Source organism: Nonomuraea sp. NPDC059023 (genome assembly GCF_042740095.1).
GTDB lineage: Bacteria > Actinomycetota > Actinomycetes > Streptosporangiales > Streptosporangiaceae > Nonomuraea.
Map to the genome: position 1 here is coordinate 250,690 of NZ_JBHYIO010000006.1, position 26,742 is coordinate 277,431.

At 70.6% G+C, this 26,742-nt stretch carries 25 protein-coding genes; 10 read left to right on the forward strand and 15 right to left on the reverse strand.

Features of this window, described 5'->3' with window-relative positions; all coding sequences use genetic code 11:
* The first annotated feature begins 54 nt into the window (after nucleotides 1-54).
* A complete protein-coding gene (locus tag ACFWYW_RS13175; protein WP_379609960.1) occupies nucleotides 55-885 on the forward strand; it encodes a hypothetical protein in 831 nt (276 codons plus the stop codon).
* 50 nt (nucleotides 886-935) lie between these two features.
* Here the strand turns inward: ACFWYW_RS13175 and ACFWYW_RS13180 are convergent, their stop codons facing one another.
* Complete coding sequence (locus ACFWYW_RS13180) at nucleotides 936-2,093, reverse strand: MFS transporter (protein ID WP_379609961.1); 1,158 nt, start codon at nucleotides 2,091-2,093, stop codon at nucleotides 936-938.
* 87 nt (nucleotides 2,094-2,180) lie between these two features.
* On the opposite strand from ACFWYW_RS13180, the gene ACFWYW_RS13185 reads away from it, so the two are divergent.
* A complete protein-coding gene (locus ACFWYW_RS13185) occupies nucleotides 2,181-2,618 on the forward strand; it encodes a MarR family winged helix-turn-helix transcriptional regulator (RefSeq protein WP_379609962.1) in 438 nt (145 codons plus the stop codon).
* Here the strand turns inward: ACFWYW_RS13185 and ACFWYW_RS13190 are convergent.
* From ACFWYW_RS13190 to ACFWYW_RS13245, 12 genes are all read right to left on the reverse strand, one after another.
* Nucleotides 2,615-3,532 carry a hypothetical protein gene (locus ACFWYW_RS13190; RefSeq protein ID WP_379609963.1) on the reverse strand — a complete coding sequence of 306 codons (918 nt, stop codon included), beginning with the start codon at nucleotides 3,530-3,532 and terminating at the stop codon, nucleotides 2,615-2,617. The two genes, ACFWYW_RS13185 and ACFWYW_RS13190, sit on opposite strands and share 4 nt — an antisense overlap.
* On the reverse strand, nucleotides 3,529-4,107 hold the full coding sequence (locus ACFWYW_RS13195; RefSeq protein WP_379609964.1) for a hypothetical protein: 579 nt from the start codon (nucleotides 4,105-4,107) through the stop codon (nucleotides 3,529-3,531). The genes ACFWYW_RS13190 and ACFWYW_RS13195 overlap by 4 nt, the downstream gene beginning before the upstream one ends.
* Complete coding sequence (locus ACFWYW_RS13200; protein WP_379609965.1) at nucleotides 4,104-6,839, reverse strand: BTAD domain-containing putative transcriptional regulator; 2,736 nt, start codon at nucleotides 6,837-6,839, stop codon at nucleotides 4,104-4,106. Before ACFWYW_RS13200 ends, ACFWYW_RS13195 begins: the two co-directional genes overlap by 4 nt.
* Nucleotides 6,840-6,913: 74 nt before the next feature.
* Nucleotides 6,914-7,327 carry a pilus assembly protein TadG-related protein gene (locus ACFWYW_RS13205; RefSeq protein WP_379609966.1) on the reverse strand — a complete coding sequence of 138 codons (414 nt, stop codon included), beginning with the start codon at nucleotides 7,325-7,327 and terminating at the stop codon, nucleotides 6,914-6,916.
* Nucleotides 7,324-7,692: a TadE family protein gene (locus tag ACFWYW_RS13210; RefSeq protein ID WP_379609967.1), complete on the reverse strand. Its 369-nt coding sequence runs from the start codon at nucleotides 7,690-7,692 to the stop codon at nucleotides 7,324-7,326. Before ACFWYW_RS13210 ends, ACFWYW_RS13205 begins: the two co-directional genes overlap by 4 nt.
* Nucleotides 7,693-7,702: 10 nt before the next feature.
* Nucleotides 7,703-8,128 carry a TadE/TadG family type IV pilus assembly protein gene (locus tag ACFWYW_RS13215; RefSeq protein ID WP_379609968.1) on the reverse strand — a complete coding sequence of 142 codons (426 nt, stop codon included), beginning with the start codon at nucleotides 8,126-8,128 and terminating at the stop codon, nucleotides 7,703-7,705.
* Nucleotides 8,112-8,345, reverse strand: a complete 234-nt coding sequence (locus ACFWYW_RS13220) for a hypothetical protein (RefSeq protein ID WP_379609969.1) — start codon at nucleotides 8,343-8,345, stop codon at nucleotides 8,112-8,114. The genes ACFWYW_RS13215 and ACFWYW_RS13220 overlap by 17 nt, the downstream gene beginning before the upstream one ends.
* Nucleotides 8,345-9,265 (reverse strand): type II secretion system protein, encoded by a 921-nt coding sequence (locus tag ACFWYW_RS13225; RefSeq protein ID WP_379609970.1) that lies wholly within the window; start codon nucleotides 9,263-9,265, stop codon nucleotides 8,345-8,347. The genes ACFWYW_RS13220 and ACFWYW_RS13225 overlap by 1 nt, the downstream gene beginning before the upstream one ends.
* Nucleotides 9,258-10,127 (reverse strand): type II secretion system F family protein, encoded by an 870-nt coding sequence (locus tag ACFWYW_RS13230; RefSeq protein ID WP_379609971.1) that lies wholly within the window; start codon nucleotides 10,125-10,127, stop codon nucleotides 9,258-9,260. Before ACFWYW_RS13230 ends, ACFWYW_RS13225 begins: the two co-directional genes overlap by 8 nt.
* The gene (locus tag ACFWYW_RS13235; protein ID WP_379609972.1) at nucleotides 10,127-11,395 is read right to left on the reverse strand and encodes a CpaF family protein; all 1,269 of its coding nucleotides are present in this window, start codon (nucleotides 11,393-11,395) and stop codon (nucleotides 10,127-10,129) included. The genes ACFWYW_RS13230 and ACFWYW_RS13235 overlap by 1 nt, the downstream gene beginning before the upstream one ends.
* Complete coding sequence (locus ACFWYW_RS13240) at nucleotides 11,392-12,135, reverse strand: hypothetical protein (protein WP_379609973.1); 744 nt, start codon at nucleotides 12,133-12,135, stop codon at nucleotides 11,392-11,394. Before ACFWYW_RS13240 ends, ACFWYW_RS13235 begins: the two co-directional genes overlap by 4 nt.
* Nucleotides 12,110-12,763, reverse strand: a complete 654-nt coding sequence (locus ACFWYW_RS13245) for a hypothetical protein (RefSeq protein ID WP_379609974.1) — start codon at nucleotides 12,761-12,763, stop codon at nucleotides 12,110-12,112. The genes ACFWYW_RS13240 and ACFWYW_RS13245 overlap by 26 nt, the downstream gene beginning before the upstream one ends.
* A gap of 281 nt (nucleotides 12,764-13,044) precedes the next feature.
* On the opposite strand from ACFWYW_RS13245, the gene ACFWYW_RS13250 reads away from it, so the two are divergent.
* From ACFWYW_RS13250 to ACFWYW_RS13285, 8 genes are all read left to right on the forward strand, one after another.
* Nucleotides 13,045-13,263: a hypothetical protein gene (locus ACFWYW_RS13250; protein ID WP_379609975.1), complete on the forward strand. Its 219-nt coding sequence runs from the start codon at nucleotides 13,045-13,047 to the stop codon at nucleotides 13,261-13,263.
* Nucleotides 13,264-13,899: 636 nt separating this feature from the next.
* Nucleotides 13,900-18,738, forward strand: coding sequence for an FtsK/SpoIIIE domain-containing protein (locus ACFWYW_RS13255; protein ID WP_379640977.1), 4,839 nt, complete (start codon nucleotides 13,900-13,902; stop codon nucleotides 18,736-18,738).
* Between the two features lie 488 nt (nucleotides 18,739-19,226).
* The gene (locus ACFWYW_RS13260) at nucleotides 19,227-19,520 is read left to right on the forward strand and encodes a hypothetical protein (RefSeq protein WP_379609978.1); all 294 of its coding nucleotides are present in this window, start codon (nucleotides 19,227-19,229) and stop codon (nucleotides 19,518-19,520) included.
* The gene (locus ACFWYW_RS13265; RefSeq protein ID WP_379609979.1) at nucleotides 19,513-20,499 is read left to right on the forward strand and encodes a hypothetical protein; all 987 of its coding nucleotides are present in this window, start codon (nucleotides 19,513-19,515) and stop codon (nucleotides 20,497-20,499) included. The genes ACFWYW_RS13260 and ACFWYW_RS13265 overlap by 8 nt, the downstream gene beginning before the upstream one ends.
* A complete protein-coding gene (locus ACFWYW_RS13270) occupies nucleotides 20,483-20,899 on the forward strand; it encodes a YbaB/EbfC family nucleoid-associated protein (protein ID WP_379609980.1) in 417 nt (138 codons plus the stop codon). Before ACFWYW_RS13265 ends, ACFWYW_RS13270 begins: the two co-directional genes overlap by 17 nt.
* A 617-nt stretch (nucleotides 20,900-21,516) precedes the next feature.
* A complete protein-coding gene (gene eccB / locus ACFWYW_RS13275) occupies nucleotides 21,517-22,935 on the forward strand; it encodes a type VII secretion protein EccB (RefSeq protein ID WP_379609981.1) in 1,419 nt (472 codons plus the stop codon).
* Between the two features lie 266 nt (nucleotides 22,936-23,201).
* Nucleotides 23,202-23,513 (forward strand): hypothetical protein, encoded by a 312-nt coding sequence (locus ACFWYW_RS13280; protein WP_379609982.1) that lies wholly within the window; start codon nucleotides 23,202-23,204, stop codon nucleotides 23,511-23,513.
* Nucleotides 23,510-24,736: a LysM peptidoglycan-binding domain-containing protein gene (locus tag ACFWYW_RS13285; RefSeq protein ID WP_379609983.1), complete on the forward strand. Its 1,227-nt coding sequence runs from the start codon at nucleotides 23,510-23,512 to the stop codon at nucleotides 24,734-24,736. The genes ACFWYW_RS13280 and ACFWYW_RS13285 overlap by 4 nt, the downstream gene beginning before the upstream one ends.
* Here the strand turns inward: ACFWYW_RS13285 and ACFWYW_RS13290 are convergent.
* On the reverse strand, nucleotides 24,733-25,509 hold the full coding sequence (locus ACFWYW_RS13290) for a hypothetical protein (RefSeq protein ID WP_379609984.1): 777 nt from the start codon (nucleotides 25,507-25,509) through the stop codon (nucleotides 24,733-24,735). The genes ACFWYW_RS13285 and ACFWYW_RS13290 overlap by 4 nt on opposite strands.
* Before the next feature lie 9 nt (nucleotides 25,510-25,518).
* Nucleotides 25,519-26,538: a hypothetical protein gene (locus ACFWYW_RS13295; RefSeq protein ID WP_379609985.1), complete on the reverse strand. Its 1,020-nt coding sequence runs from the start codon at nucleotides 26,536-26,538 to the stop codon at nucleotides 25,519-25,521.
* Between the last annotated feature and the right edge of the window lie 204 nt (nucleotides 26,539-26,742).

The window sequence follows — 26,742 nt, forward strand, 5'->3', positions numbered from 1 at the left end:
ACACCAACAGTCGGCAATCTTTACTCCATGCCGTCATTGGCTCACGAGTCCCTCGTGGACTTGTTCAGAAACCACCCCCTGCTCGCAGCCACATTGGTGGGCGAGCACGGCGTGGACATCCCCTCCCACGATCAAGTCTGCTTGGAGTCGGGCGACTTTCCCGACGTCAAGCCAACCGAGTACCGCGCCGACACCGTCATGGTGCTTCGGCGCAGGAAAGAGGCACAACTCGCCGTCATCGTCGAGGTCCAGCTCAAGCACGACGACCGCAAGGAGTGGTCGTGGCCGGTCTACATGACGACCCTGCGCGCCCGGCTGAAATGCCCGGTCGTCCTGCTGGTCGCCTGCCCCTGCCCCAACGCCACCAAGCGGTACAGCAAACCCATCCCCTTGGGACATCCGGGCATGACCCTGCTCCCGCTCATGGTCGGGCCGGGGTCGGTTCCCGTGATGTCCGACGTCAAGGAGGCGATCGAGCGGCCGGAGCTCGCGACGCTTTCGGCCATCATGCACAGCCAGACCGCGAATGCCACCGTGACGTTCGACACGTTCCGGCAGATGCTCCTGTCCATGCCACTTGAGCAGGGGACCACCTACTGCGATGCGGCGCTTGGCGGACTACCCTATGAAGTATCCATGGCGTTCTGGAGGGAACTCATGTCCGTGACGACCCAGAAGTTCAAGAGTCCGATGATGCAGGAGTTCCAGGCCGAGTGCCTCGCCAAGGGCGAGGCGGAGTCCATCGTCAAGGTCCTGCGCGAGCGCGGCGTTGAGGTTACGAAAGATGCCGAACACCGCATCCTGACCTGCGATAGTATCGAGCAGCTCGACTCCTGGCTGAGCGGTGCCCTCACCGTGAGGCATGTGGAAGAGCTCTTCGACTGAGCATGTAGCAGGGCAGGAGGGTCCCGGTTCGGGGCCCTCCTGCCCTGCTGTCAGGCGGTGGCCAGGGTGTGGCGGCGGGCCTGGAGGCCTGCCAAGCCCGCGACGCCCAGGCCGACCAGGCCCAGGAGGGCGGCGGTCCAGGCGGGTGAGGTATAGCCGAGGCCGGCGTCGATGGTGAGGCCGGCGGCGAAGGAGCCGATGGCGTTGCCGACGTTGAAGGCGCCGATGTTGGCCGCCGAGGCCAGGGTCGGGGCGCCGGCGGCGGCGTCCAGGACTCTGGTCTGGAGGGGCGGGACGGTGGCGAAGGCCGCCACCCCGAACAACGTGATGGCCGCCACGAAGGCGATCTGGTTGCCGGCCAGCCAGGCGACGACCACGGCCAGCAGCGTCAGGGCGGCAACGGAGCCGTAGATGGCGGGCATCAGTGCCCGGTCGGCCAGCTTGCCGCCGATGATGTTGCCGACGACCAGTCCGACGCCGAACAGGGCCATGACGACGGGGACGGCGCCGGGCGAGAAACCGCCCACTCCGGTCATCATCGGGGCGATGAAGGTGATCACCGCGAAGACCGGGGCGAAGCCGAACACGGTCATGGCCAGAGCGAGCCAGACGCCGCCCTTCCTGAAGGTGGCCAGTTCGGTGCGCAGGCTCACCGGTTGGCGGTCTTGGCGGGGGACCAGGGCCAGGACTCCCGCCAGGCCGATGACGCCGATCACGACGACGACCCAGAACGTGGAGCGCCAGCCGTACGCCTGCCCGATCCAGGTGCCGAGCGGGACCCCGAGGACGTTCGCGAGCGTCAGGCCGGTGAACATGAGCGCGATCGCGCTGGCCCGTTTGTGCGGCGCGACGAGGTCGGCGGCGACGACGGAGCCGACGCCGAAGTACGCGCCGTGCGAGAAGGCGGCCAGGAGGCGGCCCACCATGAGGACGCCGTAGTCGGGCGCGAGGGCCGACAGCAGGTTGCCGGCGATGAACAACACCATCAACGCGAGCAGCATGGTCTTGCGTGACCACCGGCCGCCGAGCATGGTCAGCGGCGGCCCTCCGACGGCGACGCCCAGGGCGTATCCGGAGACGAGCAGACCGGCGGCGGGGATGGTGACCCCGAAGTCGTGGGCCATCTCGGGGAGCAGGCCGTTGATGATGAACTCGGTGGTTCCGATGCCGAAGGCGCTGATCGCGAGCGCGAACAAGGCGAGAGGCATAGAATATCCCTTAGACGACGTTAGTGAGCGTATGCATTAGTTGCACACGCCGACTATATGAGCACACAACGAGCTGAGGGGTCAACCATGGCCATCGCCGACGACGCCGTGGAAGCTCGCGCCCAGGGCTGGCGCACGCTCGCCGCGCTGCACGCCCGCATCGAGGAGCGCCTGGAGAAGTCGCTGCAGAAACGGCACGGGCTGAGCGTGAGCGAGTACACCGTGCTGGACGTGCTCGACCGGCAGGACGGCTGGCACATGCGCATGCAGCAACTGGCCAGGGCGGTCGTCCTGAGCCAGAGCGCCACCACCCGGCTGGTCACCAGGCTGGAGAACCGCGACCTGCTGCGCAGGTACCTGTGCGAGGACGACCGGCGTGGCATCTACTCCGAGGTGACGCCCGCCGGCCGCGCGCTGCTGGCCGAGGCGAGCCCCACGCACGACGCCGTGCTGAAGGAGGTGCTGGACGAGGCCGCCCAGCTACCCGAGCTCGCCCCGCTCGTCAGCGTGATCGCCGACCGCTAGGGCCGGACCGTGCTCTGGACCTCCCCCACGGGAACGTCGCGCCGCGCCTGGACCTGGACGGGCGCGTACTGGAAGGGCACCACGTCGTCCACGACCTCCACCGGCCACACCGTGGTGACCGTGAGCACGTACACCTTGCGCGCCTGGTCGACGGAGGCCTGCAGGTAGCGCACGCCGCAGGTGAACTCCCCGCCCTTCACGTACGGCTTGCCGCTCGTCCCGCACTGCTCGCGCACCTCGGCCCGCCGCTTGTCGGTGCCAGGGTTGATCTTGATGTCCTCCAGCGTCGCCCGGACCGTCGCCGACATGACGCCGGGGATCGAGGCCGTCACCGACCGGCTCGTCTCGCCCACGCCGTCCAGCCACACCCAGGTGGGCAGGTTGACGTAACTCTTGGCGTCGGGGTTCAGCTTGACGTTGGGCTCCGGCACGGTCAGCGCGGCGCGGGCGATCTCGGCCAGCTCGGCCAGCGTGATCCCCGAGGGCGGGGTCGTACCCGGCGGAACCCAGACGAACTCATCCAGGCCGCCCCAGCACGCCCGTCCCCGCGAGTCGGCCTCGTTGTAGGCGGGCGTCCACCAGCGGCCCGGCTGGCCGATCTTGTCCTTGAACTGCTTGAGGAACTTCTCGAACTGCTCCTCCGTCCCGTTCGGGTTCATGCGGAACCAGTACGCGCGCACGTCCTCCTGGGTCTTCAGCATCTCGTCGGCGCCGGGTCCCGGCTCGTACCAGCAGGGGCGTTTGAGCTGGTAGCCGTCGCTCTTGCCGCCCTTCACCCCGTTGCCGGTGATCACGATCTTGGAGTTCTCGAGCCGGACTCCGGCGGTGCGGCCGTCCTGGAAGCCGTCGCCACGCGTGCCACCGGGGTCGAGCAGCAGGACTCCCGCGGCCAGTACCGAGAGCAGGCGGTTCATCGGTCACACCCTTCGCTGCTGTGGCGGAAGTCCTTGACCCGCCAAACGCCGTCGTCGCCGCGGTGCGTGATCGCGGCCTGCAGGTAGGTCTCGCGCGTCCACGAGGGCTGGCGCGTGAAGGCCCGGCCGGTGCTCTTGGAGATCAGCCGCAGGCCGGTCTCGTCCACGCACGCGTTGATCTGCGCGCCCTCGCCCATCCGCGCGCTCACGGCCAGCGCGTAGAGCTTCGCTGTGCCGGTCACCGAACTCTTGCCGAAGCCCTTCACCCAGTCGTAGGACTCCTTCGCGGCGGGCCCCTCGACCTGCTCCAGGTAGGTGTCGTCGCCGCTGACCACCGCCCGCCACGAGTCGACGTAGTAGTCGGTGAACGTCTTCAGCAGCGGGTCGGCGGCGGCCGGCCACTCGACCTGGACCGTGAGCTTCTCGCCGACCTCGATCGTCTCCGTGGTCGGCGACGGTACGGCGGAAGCCACCGACCCGGCCGGAGCGGGAGCGACCCTGGGCGTGTAGACCTTCTCCGGCTGCGCCGCGCACCCGGCGGCCAGCAGGCACGACACGATCAGCACGCGCCTCATGCCGACGACTCCCTCACGATGTGGATCCGCCAGGACGGCAGCAGTTCGTCGATGAGCGCCTCGGTCTCCGGCGCCATCCCACCGCCGTACGGGTGCGAGGACGACCTCCTGGTCAGCCCGTCGACGACGGCGCGCAGCCGTACCTGGTCGCCGGTGGCGTGGGTGGCGCGCAGCAGGTCGCGCCAGAGGCCCTCGTCGTCGGCGGCCAGCAGCAGCCCGGCCCGCGCGGCCGCGACGGCGGCGTCCGGCTCGCCGTGCGCCAGGCGGATCTCGCACAGCCGGTGGGCGGCGTCGGCGACACCGGCCGCGACGTCGTACTCCAGCTCGTCGGCGGCCAGCCACGCGTATCTGCCGGGCGGGCGCCCGCTCAGCAACGGGCCTCTGACCAGCCCGAGGGCCTTGTCGAGTATGACGGCCCGCGCCGTCGCGTCCCCGTGCGAGCGCCTGACCAGCTCGCGGAAGAGCACCCAGTCGGTACGCACGCCCGGCCCGAGCCGCAACCTCCCGGCATCGTCGGTGAACAGGTGCTCCTCGCCCAGCCAGTCGGCCACCCGGGCGATCGTCGCGTCCCTGACCATGGCCTGTACGCCGCGCGGCCACAGCACGCCGCCGAGCACCACCGGGTGCACGCCGCCGGGATGGGTGGCCAGGTAGATCAGCAGCTCGACGGCGATCGCCATCCGCCCGGCCTCCAGCGGCTCCGGGCCGATGATCTCGATCGGGCCGAGCAGCCTGATCTCGACGGCGGGGGGCTGCATCTCGTCCAGCGGCTCCGGGTCGGGCATGGCCTCGCCGTCGAGCTGCTCCGCCGTACGGAAGAGATCGATCAGGGCCTTGTAGTGACGCCGTGGCAGGAGCTGCGCGGCGACCTCGAAGCCGAGTTCGGCGATGCGGGCGCGGCCGTCGTCGGTGATCTCCAGCGTCCAGGTGGCGTGCGGCGACTCACCGGGCACGACGTATCCGGCGGTGTCCTTGCGGGCCAGCAGCGCCAGGCGGCGCGCCTCCTCCTGGGTGGGCGCGACCGCCGACAGCAGGAAGTGGGCGTCGCGCGGGCTGCCGTTGACGCGCCCGGTGAGCACCTGCTCGCGCGGCGCGGCCGTGGCCTCCAGCTCGGGCAGCACCTCGGCGAGGCTGCCGACCGCCTTGATCCGGTCGGGGGCGATCGCGGTCAGCTCCTCGCCGAACCCGATCAGCGTGACCCGCATCCGGTCGGACCAGCGGTTGGTGGCCAGCTCCACGGCGAGCGCGCCGAGCGCCGCGGTCGTCTGCGCGCCGCGGATGTTGATCAGGCCCTGCGCCGCCTCCAGGTCGATCAGCACCCGTCCCGACTCGTCCGTGCCGAGCGAGACCAGCCCGGGGTACGGCGCGCCGCCCTGCTGGGCGGGTCCCTGGTCGGTCAGCAGGCGTCCCTCGTGCGCGTGCAGCCGCCAGACTTGGCCGCCGTCCTGGACCGTCCAGGGCGCGGGCGGGTCGTTGTCCGGCGGGTGGATCCACAGGTCGAGATGGCGCGCGGACAGGTGGGCGGCGTAGACGGTGGGCGGCGTGCGGTCCTGGGCCGCCAGCTCCGCCCCGAGCAGGCGCAGGCCGACGTCGAGAATGCGGGTGCCCGGCGCGTCCGCGCCGAACCTCAGCGCCACCTCGGCCTTGGCGGCGTCGTCACGCGGGCGCACCACGCGATGGCCGAACGCCCGCCGCCACAGTTGTTCGCGCCTGCGCCTGCCCAGCACCACCAGCAGGCCCGCCGCCGCGAGCGACGCCCCCGCCAGGTAGTCCACCAGATCCAGCCCAGAGCTCCGCTCCTCCTCGGGCATGGGCTGTTGCGGCGTTTCGCCCACTATTTCCGGCTTTTTCGCGATCTCTGGCTGGTTGGTCGTCGTCTCCTTCTTGACCAGCGGCGCCTGCTCCTGCGTGGCCGACTTCTCCGCCTTGCCGGACACCCTGCCGACCGGCTCCGCACGTCCGGGATGCTCGCGGAGCGTCTCCACCCGGCCCTGCCCGGCGGGCACCACGTGCACGTTGCGCGCGTCGTCCGGCATGTCCAGCACCCAGCCGGGCCGGATCAGGTCGGCCATCCGCAGCCGGGTACCGTCGGGCTGCTCCTTTTGCTGGTTGAGCCGGTAGATCTCCGGATATCGCCGCCCGTCGCCCAGGCACTTCTCGGCGATCTCCCACAGGCTCTCGTGGTGTCGGCCGTGCGGCGGCTGCACCACGTACACCTTCTTGGCCTTCTTCGTCGTCTCCGCCTCGACGATCGGGGCAGCGAGCGCGACCGTCGCGATCGGGTGCGGGGCCGGTGGCGGCGCGCCCAGCCGGGCGATCGGCACCACGGCGGCGGAGGCGGTGAACAACAGCAGTACCGCCGAGACCAGCTTGTTGGCCAGCATCTGGGTGCCGCCGGACAGGGGTACGCGGGCGGGCATGCCGACCCGTCGTACGCCCGCGTAGACCTCCACCACCACGCAGACCAGCAGCTGGAACCAGGCCAGCCACACCAGCAGGACCAGCAGCGCGACGATCGTGCTCGGCCCGACGCGGCTGGTCAGCAGGTCGAGGTCGAGCAGCTCCGCGGTGATCGGCGGGCCCGCCAGCACAAGCAGCGCGTACGGCACGCCGCCCACGAGCGCGACCAGCACCACGAGCGCCCCGAGCCCGGCGAGCACGTCACCCGCGGTCCGCCTGGTCGGGATGCGCACGGGCGCCCGCCTGGGCCGCACCGGCTCTCGCGTCGGCATCGCCACTCCCTTCTCGCTCCAGCGTTGTCATGAACGGCCCGCCCAGGCCAGCGAGTGGCCGGTTTCGGTCTGGATCATCTGGCGTCCGGCGCCGCGGTGGCCTCGCCCTCCATCTCCGATCCGGTGAAGCCGAGCGCGCCGAGAAAGAAGGCGTTCCAGCGGACGGTCACGGTGACGCGCACCTCTGCGCCGCCGGAGACCGCGCAGTCGCCGCGCGCGACCTCGTCGGCGTCGTGCGCGGAGACCACCTCGTCGGCCCGCCCGCACACCTCGCTCTCGCCCTGGAGCCTGGCCATCCCGGTGGCGCGCAGGTGCTCGACGTCGACCTGGTCGGCGGCGGCGCGCGCCGCCTGCTCGGCGATGTCGGTGGCGCGCAGCTTGGCGTTGATCGCGGCGCCGCCGTCCACGAGCAGCCCGGCCAGCAGGAACACCACGACCGAGAAGAGCACGGTGAACACCGACATCGAGCCCCGCTCGCCGCCGCTCATTCGACCCTCCTGAACTGCTCCAGCGGCACCACCGAGGTCCCGGTGAGCCGCTTGGTCGCGCCGAACCCGAGGAAGCCCAGGTCCAGCTCGCAACTGACCTCGGCGTGCACCTGGCCGCCCTCGGTCCACTCCGACCCGGACAGCGACACCTCGTGCGACTGGCATCTGCCCTTGAGCGCGTGCCCGGCCGACGACTTCGCGGCGGTCTCGGCCGTGTCCATGGTCCGCTGCACCGACGCGGCGCGGGCGGAGTCCCTGGCCGCGCCGTTCACCTCGCCCTGGGCCTCCACCAGCCGTCCGGCGCCGACCAGGAACATGAGGAACAGCAGGAACACCGGCGCGAGCATGACCGTCTCGACCGCCATCGACCCCTGGTCACCTCTCATCGCAGTCCAGCCCGCCGTCGTCGGGACGGAAGCACTCGACCGGGCCGCCCGAGGTCGCGCTGACGGTGAACGCCAGTTCGGGCAGCAGCGGAATCACCTGTACGGCGGTGCCGGTCACGGTCACCCAGCGCTCGTCGGGCTCCCTGGTCGAGGTGGTGGCGGCGGCGTTGGTCAGCAGACGCGGGCCGATCGCGCCGACCACGGCCTTCGCCTTGGCCTTGGCCGGTTCCTCCCAGGCTCCGCTCACGGGCGCCGACCTGGCGACCCGCGCGCCCTCCCTGGCCGCGGCCTCGGCCACCTGCCTGCCGTGGAACCAGAGCGCGACCTGCACGATGAGCAGGGCGACGGCCAGGATGACCGGCATGAGGAAGGCCAGCTCCACGACCGTGGCGCCGCGGTCATTCCTTGCCGCCACCGCCGCCGCCATTGCCGAAGCTGTTCTGGATCTCGCTCTGCTTCTGCTCGACCAGTGTCTTGATCAACGTCGCCAGGCCGAGCGCGACGCCCGCGATGATCGCGGTGATGATCACCCATTCGACGGCCGAGGCGCCGCGCGAGGGTGCGGTGCGCGCGCGATGGACGCGCACTCCCAGGTAGGCGACCAGGTAGACGACCCAAGGATGGTTCAGCATCACGACCCCAACATCTTCATAGCGGCGGGAAAACTGAGAAAGATCACAAAGCCCGCGCAGAGCAGCAACTGGGCGACCAGCATCGACTGCGAGCGCTCGCCCGCGCGGCCCTCGATCTCGGCCAGCTCGCGGCGGCGCAGGGTGGCGGCGCGGGCGGTGAGCGAGGCGCGCACCTTCGCGCCGTCGTCGGCCACCAGGCCCAGCGCGGCGGACAGGTCGCGCAGCTCGTCGACGTTGATCTCCTCGCCGAGCTGGCCGAGCGCCTGCCAGGGGGTGATGCCGACGATCCGCGCGCCGCTCAGCGCGTCGCGAATGCGGGACATCGCCCAGTTGGGCTGCTCGCCGCTGACCGACACGGCCATGACCAGCGCTTCCGGTACGCCCCGTCCGCCGGCCAGGTTCATCGACACGAGGTCGAGGAAGGCGCCGACGACGTGGCGGAAGTCGCGCCGCCGGGCCGCGGCGTCCCGCCGTATCTGCAGGTCGGGCAGGAAGAAGAAGACCACGGCCACCACGACGGCGGCCCAGAACGGGATCGCGAGCGAGGTCCCCCACTCCATGAGCACCAGCCAGCCGAGCAGCACGGGGAAGGCGAGCAGCCCGGCCGCCGCCAGCAGCACCTTGGTGGCCAGGAACCCCTCGAACGAGCGCCCGACCAGCGCCAGGTCCGCCCTGATCGAGCGCGCCTCCCAGCCCCGCGACAGCAGGAAGCGGGCCAGCCGTACGCCGAGCCCGCGGCGGAACGCGCTGACCTCCTCGTCGGGAAGGACGAGCTGCAGCCGGGGCGCGCCCGCGTCCTCGCGGACCGCGTCCAGCGCCAGCAGCCGCGCCACCAGCCCCGGCCTGGCCGGGAACAGCGCCCGCAGCAGCAGGAAGGCGCCCAGCCCGAACGCGCCGCCCGCCAGCACACCCTCAACCATGCTTCACCGCCTGGGGTACTTCCGCGGCGACCTGCGGAGCCAGCAGCCGCGTCGGCTTGTCGAACCTCGCCAGGCGCCGCATCCACGCGAACCCGGCGCCGAACAGCCCCGCCACCACGAGCAGCACCGCCTGCCCCAGCCACGAGCTGTACTCGCTGACGTAGGAGGGGTTGAAGACCACCAGCAACCCGGCGAAGACGAGCGCGGTGATCACCACGATCTGCACGCTGCGCCGGGTGGAGCGGCGTTCGGCCTCGACCCGGCGGCGCATGTCGAGTTCCTCGCGCGCCGAGACGGCCAGCGCCCCCAGCACGTCGCGCAGGCCAGGCCCGCGCAGCCGCGAGTTGAGTATCAGCGCCGCCACCACCAGGTCGGCCGAGGGGTCGTCCAGCTCGTCGGCGAACAGCCGCAGCGCGTCGGGCAGCGCCATCCGGGAGTGCATCCGGTCGACCAGCGCCCGCAGGTGCGGCCTGAGCATCGGCGCGGCGGCCCTGATCGAGGCCGGAATGGCCTGTTCGAGCCCGGCGGCGCCGGCGATCGTGTCGCGCAGCGACTCGGTCCAGGCGGCCAGGCCTTCGAGGCGGCGCATCGACCCGCGTTCCTCCGAGGCGCCTCCCGACAGCCCGCGCCACGCGAACACCAGCAGCACCGCCCCCACCGCGACCACCGGCCAGCCGGTGACCACCATGATCAACGCCGCGCTGACGCCGGCGATGGCGGTGCGGGTGGTCAGCATCCTGATGACCTCGCGCTTGGGCCTGCCGGGGTGGGGACGCATGCCGTACAGGGAAAGAAAGAGCAGGAACAGGCCGCCGCCGGTGGCGGCGCCCGCGAGCATCGTGAAGGGGTCGAGGTTGATCATCACCAGTTCCCCAGGTCGGCCTGCACGGGAGCATGGGGTACGGCGTGGCCGTCGGGACCGGGCGCGAAGATCTCGCTCGACAGCACGCGGCCGTCGCAGCCGTTGACCTCGCGCACGCTGGAGACGAATCGGCGCAGGCTGCCGCCCTGGTCGTAGTCGTTGTGCTTCTCGATGAAGACGACGAAGTCGATGGCGCCGGCGATGAGCATGTGCGTGGCGTCGATGGGCAGGCGCTCGTTGGCCTGGAGGGCATAGGTGGCGATGCGGTTGAAGACCTCCATGCTGGAGTTGGCGTGGATGGTCGACAGGGAGCCGTCGTTGCCCTGGGTCATCGCGTTGAGCATGGTGACGATCTCGTCGCCGAGAACCTCGCCGACGATGACGCGGCTGGGGTTCATGCGCAGGCTTCTGCGGACGAGCTCGGCCATGGTGATCTCGCCCTGGCCCTCGGAGTTGGGTAGGCGCTGCTCGAAGGCGACCACGTTCGGGTGGAGCTCGGGGAACTGGTCGAGTCCCAGCTCCAGGGCGCGTTCGACGGTGATGAGACGCTCGCCGGACGGGATCTCGTTGGCCAGGGCGCGCAGGAGCGTGGTCTTCCCGGCGTTGGTGGATCCGGCGATCATGATGTTCTGGCGGGTGGCGACCGCCGCCTGGAGGAACCTGGCGATGTCCGGGGTCAGCGTGCCGTTGCCGACCAGGTCGGGCAGGAACACCTTGCCCAGGCGGCTGCGGCGGATCGAGACGGCCGGCCGTACCGTGACGTCCATGACGGCGCTCAGCCGGGAACCGTCGGGCAGGCGCAGGTCGAGCTGGGGGTTGGCGGTGTCGAACGGGCGGCTCGACAGGCCCGAGTAGGCGGCCAGGATCTGGATGAGCTCGACGAGTTCGTCGTCGGAGTCGGCGACCGGCTCGTGCAGCGACTCGCGGCCGTCGGCGTAGGAGACGAAGACCTTGTCGTGGCCGTTGATGTCGATGTTCTCGACCTCGGTGTCGTCGAGGAGCGGCTGCAGGCGGCCGACGCCGAACAACGCCGCGTGGATGCCCGCGGCCAGCCCTTCCTCCTCCTCGATCGTCGGCGGGGTGCGGCCCATGCCGATCTCGCCGCGCGCGTGCTCCTCCAGGACCTGCGAGATGAGCGCCCTGGCGAACTGGCGCTCGTCCTCGCCGGTCATCGCGGGCAGGCCGTTGGCCTGGTCGATGCGGCGCTGGTGAGCCAGGCGGTCGCCCACTTCCTGGCGGAAGCGCTTGACCAGGGAGTGGTCGATCACTGGTAGTTCACCAGCCTTCCCGCCAGGTCGCGTGCCGTACGGATGAGGAGAGATCGGTCGAGGCGGCCGCCCCACTCGCCGCGTAGCAGTTCGGCGCCCTTGGGGTCGTCGGCCAGGCCGTGGACGAACTTGACGTTGGGGCCGACGACGCGGCGTACCTCCTCGATGGAGGCGCGGTAGCGGCGCGGGTTGGCGATCACCACGACGCCGTGGGCCTTGGTGATGGACAGGCGCTCGCGCAGGTGCGCGACGTGGTCGAGGCTGGGCCTGGTCAGCAGGACGGTCACCGCGGCCTCGTTGATGAGGTCGTTGACCTGTGGATAAGTTCCGAGGCGGCCGCAGTCGGCGATGACGTCGGCGTTGGGCATGCCCGCCAGCGAACGTCCCAGGGGTCCCCACAGCCACGTCAGACCCGCCGCCTGCTCACCGTGCGTGAGCCCGGCCAGCACGTCGAGCCCGCCGACGATCTTCTGGGTGTGCTCGTGGATCTGGGCGGGCTCGATCCCCCTGCGGGCGACGGCGCCCAGGCTGAGCAGCCCCTTTCCCGGGTTGAGCACGCCGCCGTCGGCGGCCGGCAGCCGGTAGGCCAGATCTCCTCCCGCGGGATCGCACTCGGCGAGCAGCACCGGCCGCGGCCACACGGCGGCCAGGGCCGTCGCGGCGGTGGTGACGCCCGGCGCGCCCTTGTCGGCGGCCAGCACGATCAGCGCCACGTCAGCGGGCCCCCGGGAGTTCGGCAACGGCGATCTCCCCGCTGGAGGCGTAGCCGACCACCTCGGCCGAGACGGCCGTGTCGACGATCACGGTGACCAGGCCCTTCTCCCCGACGCCGTGGACCAGCGCGCTCGCCGCCAGAACCCTGGACCGCTCGGTACCGCTGCGGCTGGGAACGTGCACCACCTGGACCCGGTCACCCTTGATCAGGCCTTCTGGCATCTGCCCGGGTTTCAGCGCCAATCCCACCTTGGCCTTTCCCGGTCCGAGCTCCTTACTGGCGTTTATCCCCATGTCATTCGTGAGCAAGGTGCCGGGCAGGATGGTGACGGCGGCGAACGATTTGATCACCTCTCCGCGCTGCGACCACGGAACGTAGTCAATGCCGGTGTCGGCGATCTGGACTTCTTCCAGCGCTTGTTCGGTGAATTGCTGGCCGGCGCCCACCTGCTGGATCACGCGGACCGCGGAAATACGGTCGCCGCTGCGCATCACCAGAAGCGTGGTCGCCAGGGCGCCGCCCAGGATCAGGAGGACGGCGAGTGCGGCCAGTGCGGGCTTACGCTCGCGTGGGGGTACGGGGAGCTTGCGCTCGGCGGAGAGCGCACCACTTGGCCCCGCCGAATTCGTGGCGGGTTTCTCACTGGTCCTCATGGGTGGGGGGCTCCCATATGCGAAATTGTAGAATTCACGCCATTATGTGCATCCACGTGCGGGAGTGGGGCGGGAATGCGGTGACCAATGCTCGTTTCGCAGGTGGGGGCCTGTCAACACCAAAACGGTAGACCGGTTGGGTTGGGTTGGTTGATTCAGACCGAAATTTCGTGATACAGGGCGCAGAAATCACAGGCGTCACGGGTGTCACAGTGCTGGGGATCTTGATGTGATATTTGGGGATCTTCTGAACGGGTTCAGGTTGTGGGATCATTCGGGACATGGCCAGTCGTGTGCGGTCGTTCCTTGCCCGTCCTGGTGTGCGGGCGTTTGTGGGGCGGGTGGCTTCCGCCCGGGTGTCGCGGAGGGTGGCCAGGAGGCTGCATCGGGCGGCCAGCGGGCTGGCGGCGGTGACCTCCGAGGTGGACGCTTATGCGGGCCTCCTGGAAGAAAAGGCCGACGCCCTCCACGCCAAGACCCACCCCCACAAATCCCCCTAAACCCACCCTCGACCCCCAGCCCCCTCCACCTCGGCACCCACCCCCACCACGCGCTTCCACAACCCTCAGGCGCTTCCCTCCGGTCACGGCCCCCCGTCCGCCCGCAGGCACTTCCCCACCGCCCCTCTCGCGCCCCACGTCCCGCGACACCCCACCCCGCAGGACTCCTCCCTCGCGCCCCACACCCGCGGCACCCCTCCTTCCGCTCGCGGCGCCCACCCCGCCCCGCAGGCACCCCCTGTCACGGCGCCACATGTGGTTCCCCACCAGTCCCCGCCACCGCGACCACGGCTCCTCATCGCCGTCGACTTTCGCCTCCTTCCTCCCTCGAAACGTCACGCTCCGTAATCGACCGCTCCTCACCGCTGTCCGCGATTCCGGAGCAGCCGGTCGCGGCCCGACACGCCCGTCAATCCCCAAGCTCCCCCTGGCCAAAGCCCTGGTCACAGCCTGCGTCCACAGGGTTATCCACAGACCGCGCCCCAAGTCCTGGCAAAATCTCCCAATGTTTTCCACAGGTCCGTTTCGTTGTCCACAGGCGAGCCCGATCATGCCCGTGCCGTCAATCCGCGGGCCTAACCTCACTTCTGGCGTTACCGTGACGCCGAGGTCCGACCCCCTGCGAGGAGACGGCACATGCGGATCATGCTCACCGTGCTCGGCGAGCAGGGCGACCGTGACGTGGTGGTCGAGCTCGACGACGGCGTCACCGTGGCCCGGGTGGCCGAGGCCCTCGACGGGGGGCGGGAGCCGCTGGCCAAGGTCGTCAAGCTGCCCCGGTCCCGGGCGCCGTATGGGATGTCGTCGGCGCCGCCGTACCCGCAGCATCAGGAGCGGGCGATCCCACGCGTCCCCGAGCAGCGCGAGCCCGAGCGGGGCGACGGGCTGGGGCAGGAGGGTCCGGCGCTGTGGCGCGGCGGGCGGCAGGTCGACTCGCGGGCGCTGGCCAGGGCGGTTCTCCATGACGGCGACCGGATCACGCTCGAACGCCATCTGGCCCGCGCGACCGTCACCGAGGAGCCGCTCGGCGTGGCCGAGGTGCGGATCGTGGGTGGTCCGGGGGCGGGAGCGGTCCACCGGCTGAGCCTGGGCTCGCATGTCATCGGTTCCGATGCCATGTGCGCGATAGCCGTACCGGATCCTGTGCTGGCGCCTGAGGCGGCGACGCTGCGGATCACGCCCGAGGCGATCACGATCGAGCCGGTGCGCAGGGAGCCGCCGCCGGGACCGCGGCGGCGGCGGATCAAGGGCCGCTACGCCGAGGAGCTCACCGAGCTGGCCGAACGCGACGACCAGCGCGAGGCCGACCGCTGGGAGGCGTCCGAGCGCGCCCGTTATCTCGCGCCCGCCGACGACGACCTGCGGGCGGTCTGGCCCGGCGGTCCGCCGGAGCTCGACGGCAAGCCGCTGGCCGAGGCCGCCGACTGGCCGGAGCACGCGTTGCTGACGTGCGGGTCCTCGGTGTTCGCGCTGGGCGCGGTGGAGCCGCGCGACGCCCATCTGGCGCCTGCTCCCGAGGGTGGTGTGGCGTATAACCGGCCGCCGAGGCTGCGGCGTCCCGAGCCGGAGCGCAGGTTCGAGCGGCCCGCGGAGCCGCGCAAGAACGAGGGGATGCGGCTGCAGTTGCTGGCCGCGTTCCTGCCCGCCGTGCTGGGGGTGGTGCTGACGCTGGTGCTGGGTCAGTGGTACTTCCTGCTCATCGCGCTGATGACCCCACTGATCATGATCGGCCAGTGGTGGAGCGACCGGCGCCACGGCAGGAAGCAGCACCGCCAGGCGATGCGCGAGCATCAGGAGCGGCTGGCCGAGTACGAGCGGGTGGTCGAGCGGGCCCGCGCCGACGACGAGGTGGCCCGGCGTTCCGACGCCCCCAACCCCGCCGAGGTGCTGCTGACCGCGACCGGCCCGCGCAGGCGGCTGTGGGAGCGGCGCATCCACGACCCCGACGCGCTGCGGCTGCGCGTGGGGCTGGCCGACCTGCCCGCCAACCTGGAGCTGGTCGAGGAGAGCGGCGGCGGCCGGCTGGACCCGCCGCTGTGCGCCAGCGTGCCCGTGGCCCTGGCGATGCGCCGCCTCGGCGTCGCCGGGGTGACCGGGCCGCGCGAGACGTCGACCGCGCTGGCGGGCTGGCTGATCGGCCAGGCCGCGACCCTGCACAGCCCGCGTGACCTGGCCGTGGTGGTGCTGTCCGCGCATGCCGACGGGGAGCGGCGCTGGAGCTGGGTACGCTGGCTGCCCCACTGCGCCCCACGCGGCGGGGAGGACTGCCTCGTCCTGATCGGCGCCGACCCCGACTCGGCCGCGCGGCGGGTGTCCGAGCTGGCCGCCCTCATCGACGAGCGCCAGAACACCGCCATCCCCGAGCTCGGCAAGATCCCCACAGGCTGGGACGATCTGGGCGGCCCCGAGCCTCCCGCCTTCTCCACCTACGACGAGCGTCCCTACGACGTTCTGGTCGTCCTCGACGGCGCCCAGGCCCTGCGTGGGCTGCCGGGCATGCCGCAGGTCCTGCGCCACGGCCCGCGCGCGGGCGTCTTCACGCTCGCGCTCGACGAGGACCAGCGCCTGCTGCCCGAGGAGTGCGCCACGGTCGCGACGTGCGGGGCCGATGGTCTGGTACGCCTGCGCGGCGGCGGCCTGGACGCCATCGGCGCGGTGCTGGCCGACCAGGTGTCCCCGCAGTGGTGCGACCGGCTGGCCAGGTCGCTGGCGCCGATCCGCGACGTGAGCAGGGACGACCCGTCGGGCAATCTGCCGGAGTCGGTACGCCTGCTCGACCTGCTCGGCCTGCGTGCCCCGACCGGCCAGGACATTCTCGCCGGATGGCGCGACACCGGGTCCACCAGGGCGTTGATCGGCATGGGTCCCGACGGCGCGTTCCCGATCGATCTGCGGCTGGACGGTCCTCATGGGCTGGTCGCGGGCACGACGGGCGCGGGGAAGTCGGAGCTGCTGCAGTCGCTGATCTGCTCGCTGGCCGTGGCGAACCGGCCGGACCAGCTGGCGTTCGTCCTGATCGACTACAAGGGCGGGGCGGCGTTCAAGGAATGCGCCCGGCTGCCGCACACGGTGGGCATGGTCAGCGACCTCGACGGGCACCTGACCCGGCGGGCGCTCGACTCGCTGGGCGCCGAGATCCGGCGGCGCGAGCGGTTGCTGCTGGACGCGGGGGCCAAGGACATCGACGACTACACCGACCTCCGGCGGCCATCTCCCGGCGGCCGGGACGTCACCGGGTCACGGCTCGGCAGGCCGTACGCGGCTTCCTCTGCGGACGGCCTGCATCCGGGGGTGAGGCCCGCGATGCCGCGGCTGGTGCTGATCATCGATGAGTTCGCGGCGCTGGTGGCGGAGTTGCCCGATTTCGTGGCCGGGCTTGTCGACATCGCGCGGCGTGGCCGGTCGCTGGGCGTTCACCTCATCCTGGCCACGCAGCGCCCGGCCGGGGTCGTGACGGCTGACATTCAGGCCAACACCTCGCTCCGGATCGCGCTGCGGGTGACGGAGCCGGTCGAGTCCACGGATGTGATCGACCTGCCTGACGCGGCCCACATTCCCAAGTCGGCGCCGGGTCGCTGCTTTGTGAAGTCGGGGGCTGGGGCGGCGGTAGCCGTACAGACTGGGCGGGTGGGGGGTCGCGCGCCCGGCGCGGCCGCGGACGAGGGCGGCAGGCGACGCGCGGTCCGCGTGGTCGAGCTGGACTGGCGCGCCCTGGGCAAGTCGCTGCCCGCGGCTCCGGAACCCACCGAGACCTCGGCCGTCACCGACCTCACCCTGCTGGCCGACGCGCTGACGGAGGCCGCCAGACTGGCCGCCGTACCGCCCCAGCCGAGCCCATGGCTGGAGCCCCTGCCCGACCAGCTCGTCCTCCCCTTCGACGGTGACACACCACAGGCTGACGACCTCGACGGTGACACACCACAGGCTGGCGACTTCGATGGCGGTGCACCGCGGCCCGGTGGGTTCCGCGAGGTGGAGCCGCTGGTGTTCGGCGCCACCGACCGGCCGTGGGCGCAGGACCGGCGGCCGCTCACCCTCGATCTCGCTCACGGTGGCCACCTGCTCATCGCCGGCGCCTCGCGAAGCGGCAGGTCCACGGCGTTGCGGACGATCGCCGGTGCCATAGCGGCGCGCACCTCCCCCGCCGACGTACACCTGCACGCCGTGGACTGCGGCTCCGGTGCCCTCCTCCCCCTGGTCGCGATGCCACACTGCGGCGCCGTGGTCACCCGCGACCAGCTGGACCGGGTCGAGCGCCTCCTGTCCCGCCTGCGCGCCGAGGTGGGCCGCCGCCAGCAGATCCTCGCCGAGGCAGGCCATGCCTCCCTGGCCGAATGCCGGCAAGCGGGGCATCGGCTGCCCTGGCTGGTGCTCATGCTCGACCGCTGGGAGGGATACGTGGCCGCTTTTGAGGCGTACGACTACGGCCGCCTCACCGAAGCCCTCCTCCAGCTCCTGCGCGAGGGCCCGGCGGTGGGGTTGCGGGCGGTGGTGACCGGCGACCGTTCCAGCCTGCTGGGCCAGGTCTCCACGGTCTTCGACGACCGCCTCATCCTCCGTCTGGCCGACCAGGCGGACTACGCCCTCGCCGGCCTCCCCCTCAAGGACCTCCCCGCCGCCATGCCCCCCGGCCGCGCCCTGTCCACCGGCGAACACGGCGTGGTGGAAAACCAGATCGCCCTCCTGACCGAAGACCCGTCCGGCCAGGCCCAGGTGGCGGCCCTGCAAACACTGTCCAGAGCCACCGCCCCCGCCGACCTCGACGAAGACCAGCACCCCCTGCGCGTGGACGCTCTTCCCATGCGCATGACCGCCGACCAGGCTTTGGCCCTGCGCCCGTCGTTCACCGCCCCGTCCCCGCTGTGGGCTCTCCTCGGCGCGGGGGGCGACGCCCTGGCCCCGATGGGCATAGACCTCCTGGCCCACGGCCCAGGCGCGGTGATCGCCGGCCCGCCGAGATCCGGCCGCTCCTCGGCCCTGATGACCGCCGCCCACTCCCTGATCGCCCAGAACACCCCCGTGATCGCGGTGGTCCCCCGCCGCAGCCCGCTACGCGACCTCGAAGGCGCCACGGCCATCCTGGACGGCAACGGCACCGGCCTCCAGGAGTTGGTGGCCCCGCTGACGAGCTACGTGGTGATCGTCGACGACGCCGAACTCATCAACCCCGACGCCCCGCTCGGCATGGCCCTGGACGAGATCCTCCGCACGGGCCGGGACGGCGACCACGGCCTGATCATCGCCGGCGCGACCGGCGACCTGGCGACGGCCTACCGCGGCTTCGTCGCCGAGGCCCGCAAGTCCCGCACCGGCCTCCTGCTGTCCATCCAGAGCCCGGCCGACGGCGACCTCTTCACGGTACGGCTCCCGCGCGGCGCCGTAGGCGGGCCCCCGGGCCGCGGCCTCCTCCTCACCATGGGCACCACCACCCCCATCCAAACCGCCCTCCCCTCGCTTCCCGCCCAGCCTCCGTGAGTTCCTGACCCGCCTGAAGGACCGTTTCCGGAACCACTCAATCCGCGGACCGTTCCATCACCCCCTTCAGGTCACCGCATGGGGCTTGCCCGGCGCACATCGCGGTGGGTTGTCGGCACGAGGCGCACCTCCCAAGCTGCGCGCACGGGGCGCACCTCCCGGGTTGTCGGCATGGGGCGCACCGCCTGGGTTGTCGGCATGGGCGCATACCCCAGGTTGTCGGTATGGGGCGGAAGGCGGAGGAGTTGGGTGGGGGCGTTGGGAACGCGTCAATGTGGTGTAGGGAGGGCGTCAAGATCGCTGGGGTGGGGTCGGTGGGGTGGTTGTGTTTGGGGGGGAAGGGGGATGCAATGCCCGATCTTGACAGCCTGCTCAATCACGGACACGCACGGCCCAGTGGCGCCCCGCCCGGGACGCGCGCGGACCAGCCGATGTGGAGGGATTCAGGACCAGACAGCGAAGCGGCTCCGCGCTGGGGTGAGGCGGGGATGGATCGGGGGCGGGTGCGGCGGCTGGCCGAGGATCTGACTGAGCAAGGGGTGCCGCCTCTGGCCCAGGCGCTGGAGAAGATCGTGGGGCTTCGGGTGATCGAAGCCTCGCCGACCGCGTTCACACTGAGCCTGTTCGTCGCCTACACCGAGGCCGAGGGGTATCTGGCCCAGCGTGTACGGCGGCGGCTGCAGCGGGTCTCGGAAGCCAGCGCCAAGCTCATGGACGGACGGCAGAACTGGAAGCGGGGCGAGGACGCCAGCACGGTGTCGCCGGAGACGTTCGATGCCTGATCCCTGGGAGCGCGTCCCGGAGGCGACCGTTGCCGCGCTGGGCTATGGGAAGTACCTCGCGCATGCCAACATCGGGCTCGCCACCGCCGCCTGCGCGGTCGTGTGGGGCGGCTGGCCGTTGCTGGGCAAGCTTTATGTGCATCAGTACGACACGGGTGCCCTGGCGGCGGCGTACCAGGTGCTTGAGGATGCGGCCGGCGATCTCGGGGCAGGACGGACGAACATCGCGGATCTTGTGGCGGGGCTGAGTGCCGAGCAGTGGCCAGGGGATGATCGCCGGGACTTCGACGCCTGGATGCGTACGCTCGGCAGCGACCTGCTGTCCGAGGAGATGTCGGCCCGGCTGCTCGGGATCATGTTGCTGGTCAGCGCTTCGTTGTTGTTCGCGTTCATCGTCTACACCTCGGCGGTTGTGTTGCGGTTGGTGTGGCTTGCCGTACAGGTGCTGCGAGCTTCTTTCGGGGGTGGGGTGGGGTTTCTCGCGGCGCAGGTGGCGGCGGGCAAGCAGGCGCGGGTGTTGTTCGCGCAGTTCCAGGCGCAGGAGGCGCGGCTGACGACGGCGCTCAACGGGATCGCGACGGCCATCGCCGCCGGGCTGGGAGCCAAGGTCGCCAAGGACAGCCTGACCGGCGACCGGCAGGGACTGCTCGACCTACGGCAGGCGACGATCAATCAGGGACCGGCGCTGGTGTGGGGGTTCGCCAACCATGTGGAGCGCAACCTGACGGCGAAGATGATGACGGGCCGTTCACCGCTGTTCTCGGGCCGGGACGCCCGCGCGGGAACGGGCGCCAAGGGCCAACCCCGGCCCATGCCCGCTTCTCCCCACGACCTGACCCCGACCAAGTGGCAGCTCGGCGCCGCGGCCAAGGGCGCCATGGACGTGATCAGCGGCCGCATGCCCACCGGCTTCCTTCTGCCAGATCGCTACGAAAGCGGCGCGTACCAGGGATACGAGGACATTGAGCGACGACTTTAGGCATTCCTTCGGCTTCGACCCCGACGAGATGCACACCTTCACCGGCGACTTCCTCGCGGCGCTCAGCCAGGTACAGGAGGAGATGGCAGAGCTGACCGGCCAGGGACACGCCGCGGACGGCCAGGTGACGGTGGCGTACTCGGAGCTGAGGGGCGTCCACAACCTCAAGATCGGCCCACGCGCGATGCGACTGGGCGCCGACACGCTCGCCGAGACCATCCTGGAGGCCATCGCGACCGCCAGAACCGACCTCCGCACCCAGGCCGCCGACCTAGTCACCAACTCCCTGGGCGACACCGCCGACCTCGAAGACACGGTGACCACCCTGGCGACCACCGCGGAAGACGCCCTGGCCCGCAGCCTCCACAACACCACCACCCTCACCAACCGCCTCCGCTGACCCTCCCGACACCCGCAACCCCCAGCACCAGCCAGTACGGCAAGCCGCCCCGCACGACGGCCAAGGTGCTGGCATGGCACCGGTAAGACCACAGGACGCGGGACACGAGGCGTGAGACACCCTCAGGACACGGACCCGGTACACCCGACGCGTGACACGAGGCGCGGAGCACCCAGAGAGCACGGGCCCAGGACGCCAGACGCACGGACCGCGTGGCACGGGAACCGACAGCGCACGGGTGGCGAGGCGCGAGGCGCGAGGCGCGAGGCGCGAGGCGCGAGGCGCGAGGCGCGAGGCGCGAGGCGCGAGGCGCGAGGCGCGAGGCGCGAGGCGCGAGGAACCCACAGAGCACGATCCTGGGGCGCCAGAGGCGCGGAGTGCGTGGCACGGGGACACGAAGCGGTTGGTGGGCAGGCGGAGTGGGCGGGGTGGCTGACAGGCGTGAGGTGGCAGGAGCGAGAAGGCAGGGAGGCGGGGAGGTGGCGAGGCAGGAGGTGGCGAGGCAGGAGGTGGGGGTGGTGTTTGGGGGTGGTGGGGTGGGAGAAAGGTGGGTGTTGTCCGGGGAAAGGTGGTTCACCACTACTCTGGGGCGCGTCGTGTGATCGGGGAGAGGTGACATGCAGACCAAGAAGGACCTCTACCAAGCGCACCGCCTGATGCAACAACGCCTGGGCATGGCGCTGCTGCAGGCTGAGCCGGATGTGCCGGAGTCGCCCCTGCGCCGCCAGAACATCGCGATGTTCGGCGGCATCCTGGTGGCTGTTCTGATCATGGCGGTGTTCGGGATCTGGGGTCTGGTCAGCCCGGGTGGCGCCACGAAGCTCACCGAAGCGGGCCAGCTCCTGGTGGAGAAGGAAACGGGCGCCAAATACGTCTACAGCCAGAAACAGAGCAGGCTGCTGCCGGTGGCGAACTATGTCTCGGCGCGGCTGATCCTCGACACCCCGGACGTCAAGACGCGCAGCGTGGCGTCGGCGTCGCTGGACGAGCTGGCCAGGGGGCCGCTGGTCGGCATCCAGGGGTTGCCTGACTCCCTTCCCCCTCGGGACAAGCTGGTCAAGGCGCCCTGGTCGGTCTGCGTGGTGGACGGGCCCGACCCTGCGGGGGGCGTGAAGCAGTACACGACGATGATCGGCGGGATCGACGTCGGCGGGCGGCCGGTCGGCGCCGGGGTGATGGTCGTCATGGACGACCACGGTCAGAAGTGGGCGATCTGGAACAACCACCGCATGCGGATCAACGACTCCGGTGTGAGTGCGCTCAACGCCAAGCCTCGCAAGGTCCCCGCCTCGTGGCTCAACGCGGTCAAGGTCGGCGTCGACTTCGCGGGGCCGAAGGTGGCCGAGCGCGGCAAGAAGGTACGCGGCCCGGACGGCAAGGTGACCGCGATCGTCGGCCAGGTGTTCAAGGTGCCGTCGATGACCGGGGGCCCCTCACGCTGGTACGTCCTCCTGACCGACGGCCTGGCCGCGATCACCGAGACCCAGGCCCTTCTCCTGCTGGAGGACCCGGCCACGAAGAAGGCGTACGGCAACCGGAGCGCCCAGCCGATCCAGATCGACGCCGCCTCCGCCAACGCCTCCCCGTCCCGCCAGCAGATCGCCGGCGCCGGGCTGCCCGAGACCCTGCCCAAGGCGATGACGCTGCCCGCGACGGCGCCACTGTGCTCGGTGTACGGCGACACGCTGAAGGGCTCGTTCTCCGCCAAGATCACCGGGGGCAGTTCGCTGGCCCTGCCGACCCCGGCGTCGAGCGGCGGCCAGGATCGGGTGGACCAGATCCTGCTGCCCCCGGGCAGCGCGGTGGTGGCGGGACAACTGCCCGGCGACGGACAGATCGGCTCGATCACCACCTACTTCCTGATCAGCGATCAGGGCGTCCGTTATCCGCTGCAGTCGGGCGACCAGATCGCCAAGCTCGGCTTCGAGGCCGGCGACGTGGCCCCGATCCCCGGCAACCTCCTCCAGCAGATCCCCACAGGCCCCACCCTCGACCCGGCCACCGCCCTGTCCCCCCTGACCGTGGCCAGCCGGTAAAACCGTGCCGAGCCGGTGGAACCGTGCCGAGCCGGTAGAACGGTAGCGAGCCGGTTGAACCGTGGCGCGCCAGCAATAGTGGCGCGCCGGCAGAACACCGGACCATGCCGACCGCGCCCCAGGCAACCGGCAAAACTCCTGACGGCCGCCAAGCAGACACCCCCCAAAGCACACCAAACCCACCCTGACCCCTAGTCAAGGCACTAGACCGGAAAAAGGCCCGCACATTAGGATCACTTCCGGTCGTGACAAAAGGGGGATCACCGGTGTCAGAAATCGAGCGGGACGAGCTGACCTACACCGCCTCCGGCCTACGCGACGGCACCCACGGCTACACCGACGAAGCAGCGGCCATCCGCCTCATCCGCAACGCCTACCGGCACGAAGCCCACCTGACCTTCTCGAACTTCGGCATGGTCCCTGGCACCGGCGACCTCCACGAGGCCTACGCCGAGCGCCACACGGAACTCGTCCACTATCTGGCCAACCTGACCACGGCCATGGAAGACGCCGCCCAAGCCCTGGCCGCGGCCGCCCGCAACTACAAAACGGCCCAGACCGCGAGCAGCCAACGGTGAACACCTTCGACCCCGCACCCCTCGTCGATCTGGTCACCAACCTGGCCTACGCGGCCAGGAACATGGGCAGCGACGCAGACGAACGCCGCCTGCAGGAGGCGGCACAGGTGCACCGGCAACTCTCGCGCGACCTCGCGCTACTGGCCGAAGACCCGGTCCACGCCGCGATCGCCGACTGGAGGGGCCAGGCGGCCACCGCGTTCCGGGAACGCTGGGGCAAGGTCTCCGACCCGAAGGTCATCGCGGAGATCATCAGGACCAACGAGGAGGTCGCCAGGATTCTGGAGGCTTCGGCACAGGCGTCACACCAGACGAAAAAGGCCCTGTACGAGCTGCTCCGCACCATCCTTGAGGCCATCGCGATCGGTTACGCGCTCTCGTTCGTCTCGGCGGGCGTCTCCGCGGCACTCGCGTACGGCAGGGCGATCCGCGCGGCCGGCCAGGCGGTGGGCCTGCTGAAATGGTTCCAGCTCACGGCCAGAGCCCTGGGCCTCGCCCTGCGACGCCTCCCCCGGCTGAGTGGGACCGGGCCGCTGGGCGCGTTCGACGCGGCGTTCACGAGCCGGTTCGCCACCACGCTGGCCGGCTACAAGAACGTCTACAAGATCGGCTTCAAGGCGATCATCGGCACCCAGATGGCCGCGCAGGGCCTGTCGGGCAACAGCGTCTTCAACCTGAGCCCGATGACGTTCACGCAGGCTTCGCGCATCGCGACGGCGGCGGCAACGTTCGGGTCGCTGGGCAAGGTGATCCTCTCGGGCGGCAGGGCGATGGCCGGCCGTAAAGGATGGGAGTTCGGCGCGGGGCTGCTGCAGGGCGCGTCCGGCTCGACGTGGGCGGCCAGCCTGGTGAAGTCCGGCGGGGACATCGGCGTCTCCGCGGCGGCGTTCGGCGCCTTCGTCTCCTCGCGTAATGGCATGATCGCCCTCAACCCGGCGCTGGCCGTGCTCAAGAACCCGCTCACGGCGGGTTTCCGCGTCATCATGCCGCTCAGCACACCGGCCTACGTCGGGAACGTTCCACGCTTCGAGGCACCGGAGCCCGGCGAGGTGCGGAAGGTGGGTTTCGTGCCGTTCGAGGGCGGCTCGCTCGCCGACATAGCCGCGAAGGTGTACGGCGACGCCGCCCGCTGGCCGGAGATCTACGAGGCCAACAAGGACACCCTGGGCTCCGGCACCACCCCGAAGCCCGGCACCCTGCTCAGGGTGCCCCTCGACCCCTAGATGCCAATCTCGGGCAAGATGCTGGTGTCGGGCTCCTTCATCTTGGGCATCGGGTCGTCGCCGATCGTCAGCTCGGCCGGATTCCAGACGGCCTTGGCCTCGATCAGGTTCGGCGCGCTCTGGTTCAGCGCGGACATCATGGGCAGCATCCGGGTGAACTGGCCGAAGGCGGCCCCGGCGATGGCCACGACGGCCGAGGCCTTCCAGATGAACTTGGTGTGGGAGCCGAACACTTCCTTCAGGCCCTTCCATAGGCCGAAGATGGCCCTGGAAGCGGCGACACGGGCCTGGGCGTGCATGGGCGGGTACACCGTGGACGCCAGCACGTAGGCCGCGATCATGGCGATGACGAGGGCGTACGCGCCGACCAGCCAGGACAGGAAGTGGGTGACCGAGGCGGAGGTGTCAAGCGTGCGCCCGGCCCCCTGGCCGCACCGGTCGATCTCGTCGAGCGACTTGTCGAGAAGATCGACCTTTCCCATGAACGCCTGATAGGCCTCGCCGGTCCAGATCTTGTCCTTGCCCGCGTTCACCGCCATCGTCCGCACCGACTCACGCAGGAGCTTGATGGAGGACGACGACGGGCACTGGTCGTCGATGGAGGTGGTGGCCACGCTGAGCCAGTCCTGCGAGGCCTTCTTCATCGCGGCGGGATCGGAGATGATCAGGCCGAGTATCGCCGCGATCGGCGCGGCCTCCGGCAGCACCACGGTGGCCGCGGTCACCTCGGCGAAAGCGTTGCGGAAACGCTCGAAGTCGTCCTCGTAAGCCATGCCGGTCGGTCACTCCTTGCCGAGTACGGGCGGTGCGATGTCCTCGTCGCCGCCCCAGACGCCCTCATCCTCGGCGAGGTACGTGGAGCGTTCGCGGTCCTGGTTTCCGTCGCCGCCGGCGCCCGCGCCGCCCATGGGCGCCATCGGCATCATGGGCATGCCGCCGCCGTTAAGCGCCTTGGCGATGCTGCCCATGCCGCCGGCCCCGCCGAGGCCGCCGCCCGCGCCACCCCTGCCCAGCCCGTTGTCGGCGCCGGAGAAGCCGCCGGTGCCGGTGCTGGTGGGCATGCCGGTGAGCCGGCCGTCCGGCAGGGTGGGCGTCCGGTTGGTCAGGTCGTTCAGGCCGGGCACCTTCGGATCCACGCCCGCCAGGTCCGTCTTGGCGTCCTGCAGCCTCTTGTCCAGATCGCCGGTGTCGAGGTTCGGCGTGTTGGTCGTCGGCAGGTTCGGGTTGGGCATGTTGGGGCTCGGGGTGTCGGGGCCCGGCCGGTTGCCCAGGTTGCCGTAGTCCGGCTGCTTCGGCGTGTCGATCTTGTCGTCGATCTTGTCGATCTTGTCGGAGTCCTTGGGGTTCTTCAGGTTCAGGTCGTCCAGGTCGGTCGGCTTCTTGCCGAGGTCGCCGGGACCCTTCATGTCGTCGGGACCGGGCATCTTGAGCCCGTCGCCCGGTCCGCCGGGGCCCGTCTTCAGGCTCGACGGGTCGAAGCCGGCGCCCGTCGGCATCTGGGGTCCGGGCCCGCCCTGAGGCCCCGCGTTGGGCGGGGGCTTGCTCTTCTCGTGGGCGTCGTCGACATGCTGCGCGACGTCGCCCAGCGCCTTCTTCCAGGAGTCCAGGACTTCCTTGCCGTCGGAGAGGGCCTTGGCGGCGCTGTCGACGGTGTTGCGATGGGCCACGTTGAAACCGCCGCCGATGAACCCGAAGGTGCCGCTCGGCATGTCGATGACTCTGGTCTTCTCGCTCAGGCTCGTCAGGTCGCCACTGCGGTTCCCGATGTTGGTGCCGAGGTCTCTGACCAGTTTGGTGTTCATCTCGAACCCGCGATCCTTGGTCGCTGGGTCGACGACCGTCGCTCCGGGCATGGTCAAGCCGGCGAACGGGTCGGACGCGCTGGAGCTCCCTGTTTCCGCCACTACGCCCCCAAAAAGCTGATCACATCCATCCCATACGTTACGCCGATCCCACGCGTGCCGTACAGGAAACTTCTGGACATGTCGCCGAGAGCACACTTTGTG

Bases quoted from the DNA above. Each gene is read 5' to 3' on its own strand.
- ACFWYW_RS13180 (WP_379609961.1), bottom strand. From the start codon at position 2,093: ATGCCTCTCGCCTTGTTCGCGCTCGCGATCAGCGCCTTCGGCATCGGA.
- ACFWYW_RS13185 (WP_379609962.1), top strand. From the start codon at position 2,181: ATGGCCATCGCCGACGACGCCGTGGAAGCTCGCGCCCAGGGCTGGCGC.
- ACFWYW_RS13190 (WP_379609963.1), bottom strand. From the start codon at position 3,532: ATGAACCGCCTGCTCTCGGTACTGGCCGCGGGAGTCCTGCTGCTCGAC.
- ACFWYW_RS13195 (WP_379609964.1), bottom strand. From the start codon at position 4,107: ATGAGGCGCGTGCTGATCGTGTCGTGCCTGCTGGCCGCCGGGTGCGCG.
- ACFWYW_RS13200 (WP_379609965.1), bottom strand. From the start codon at position 6,839: ATGCCGACGCGAGAGCCGGTGCGGCCCAGGCGGGCGCCCGTGCGCATC.
- ACFWYW_RS13205 (WP_379609966.1), bottom strand. From the start codon at position 7,327: ATGAGCGGCGGCGAGCGGGGCTCGATGTCGGTGTTCACCGTGCTCTTC.
- ACFWYW_RS13210 (WP_379609967.1), bottom strand. From the start codon at position 7,692: ATGGCGGTCGAGACGGTCATGCTCGCGCCGGTGTTCCTGCTGTTCCTC.
- ACFWYW_RS13220 (WP_379609969.1), bottom strand. From the start codon at position 8,345: ATGCTGAACCATCCTTGGGTCGTCTACCTGGTCGCCTACCTGGGAGTG.
- ACFWYW_RS13225 (WP_379609970.1), bottom strand. From the start codon at position 9,265: ATGGTTGAGGGTGTGCTGGCGGGCGGCGCGTTCGGGCTGGGCGCCTTC.
- ACFWYW_RS13230 (WP_379609971.1), bottom strand. From the start codon at position 10,127: ATGATCAACCTCGACCCCTTCACGATGCTCGCGGGCGCCGCCACCGGC.
- ACFWYW_RS13245 (WP_379609974.1), bottom strand. From the start codon at position 12,763: ATGAGGACCAGTGAGAAACCCGCCACGAATTCGGCGGGGCCAAGTGGT.
- ACFWYW_RS13250 (WP_379609975.1), top strand. From the start codon at position 13,045: ATGGCCAGTCGTGTGCGGTCGTTCCTTGCCCGTCCTGGTGTGCGGGCG.
- ACFWYW_RS13255 (WP_379640977.1), top strand. From the start codon at position 13,900: ATGCGGATCATGCTCACCGTGCTCGGCGAGCAGGGCGACCGTGACGTG.
- ACFWYW_RS13260 (WP_379609978.1), top strand. From the start codon at position 19,227: ATGGATCGGGGGCGGGTGCGGCGGCTGGCCGAGGATCTGACTGAGCAA.
- ACFWYW_RS13265 (WP_379609979.1), top strand. From the start codon at position 19,513: ATGCCTGATCCCTGGGAGCGCGTCCCGGAGGCGACCGTTGCCGCGCTG.
- eccB (WP_379609981.1), top strand. From the start codon at position 21,517: ATGCAGACCAAGAAGGACCTCTACCAAGCGCACCGCCTGATGCAACAA.
- ACFWYW_RS13290 (WP_379609984.1), bottom strand. From the start codon at position 25,509: ATGGCTTACGAGGACGACTTCGAGCGTTTCCGCAACGCTTTCGCCGAG.
- ACFWYW_RS13295 (WP_379609985.1), bottom strand. From the start codon at position 26,538: ATGAACACCAAACTGGTCAGAGACCTCGGCACCAACATCGGGAACCGC.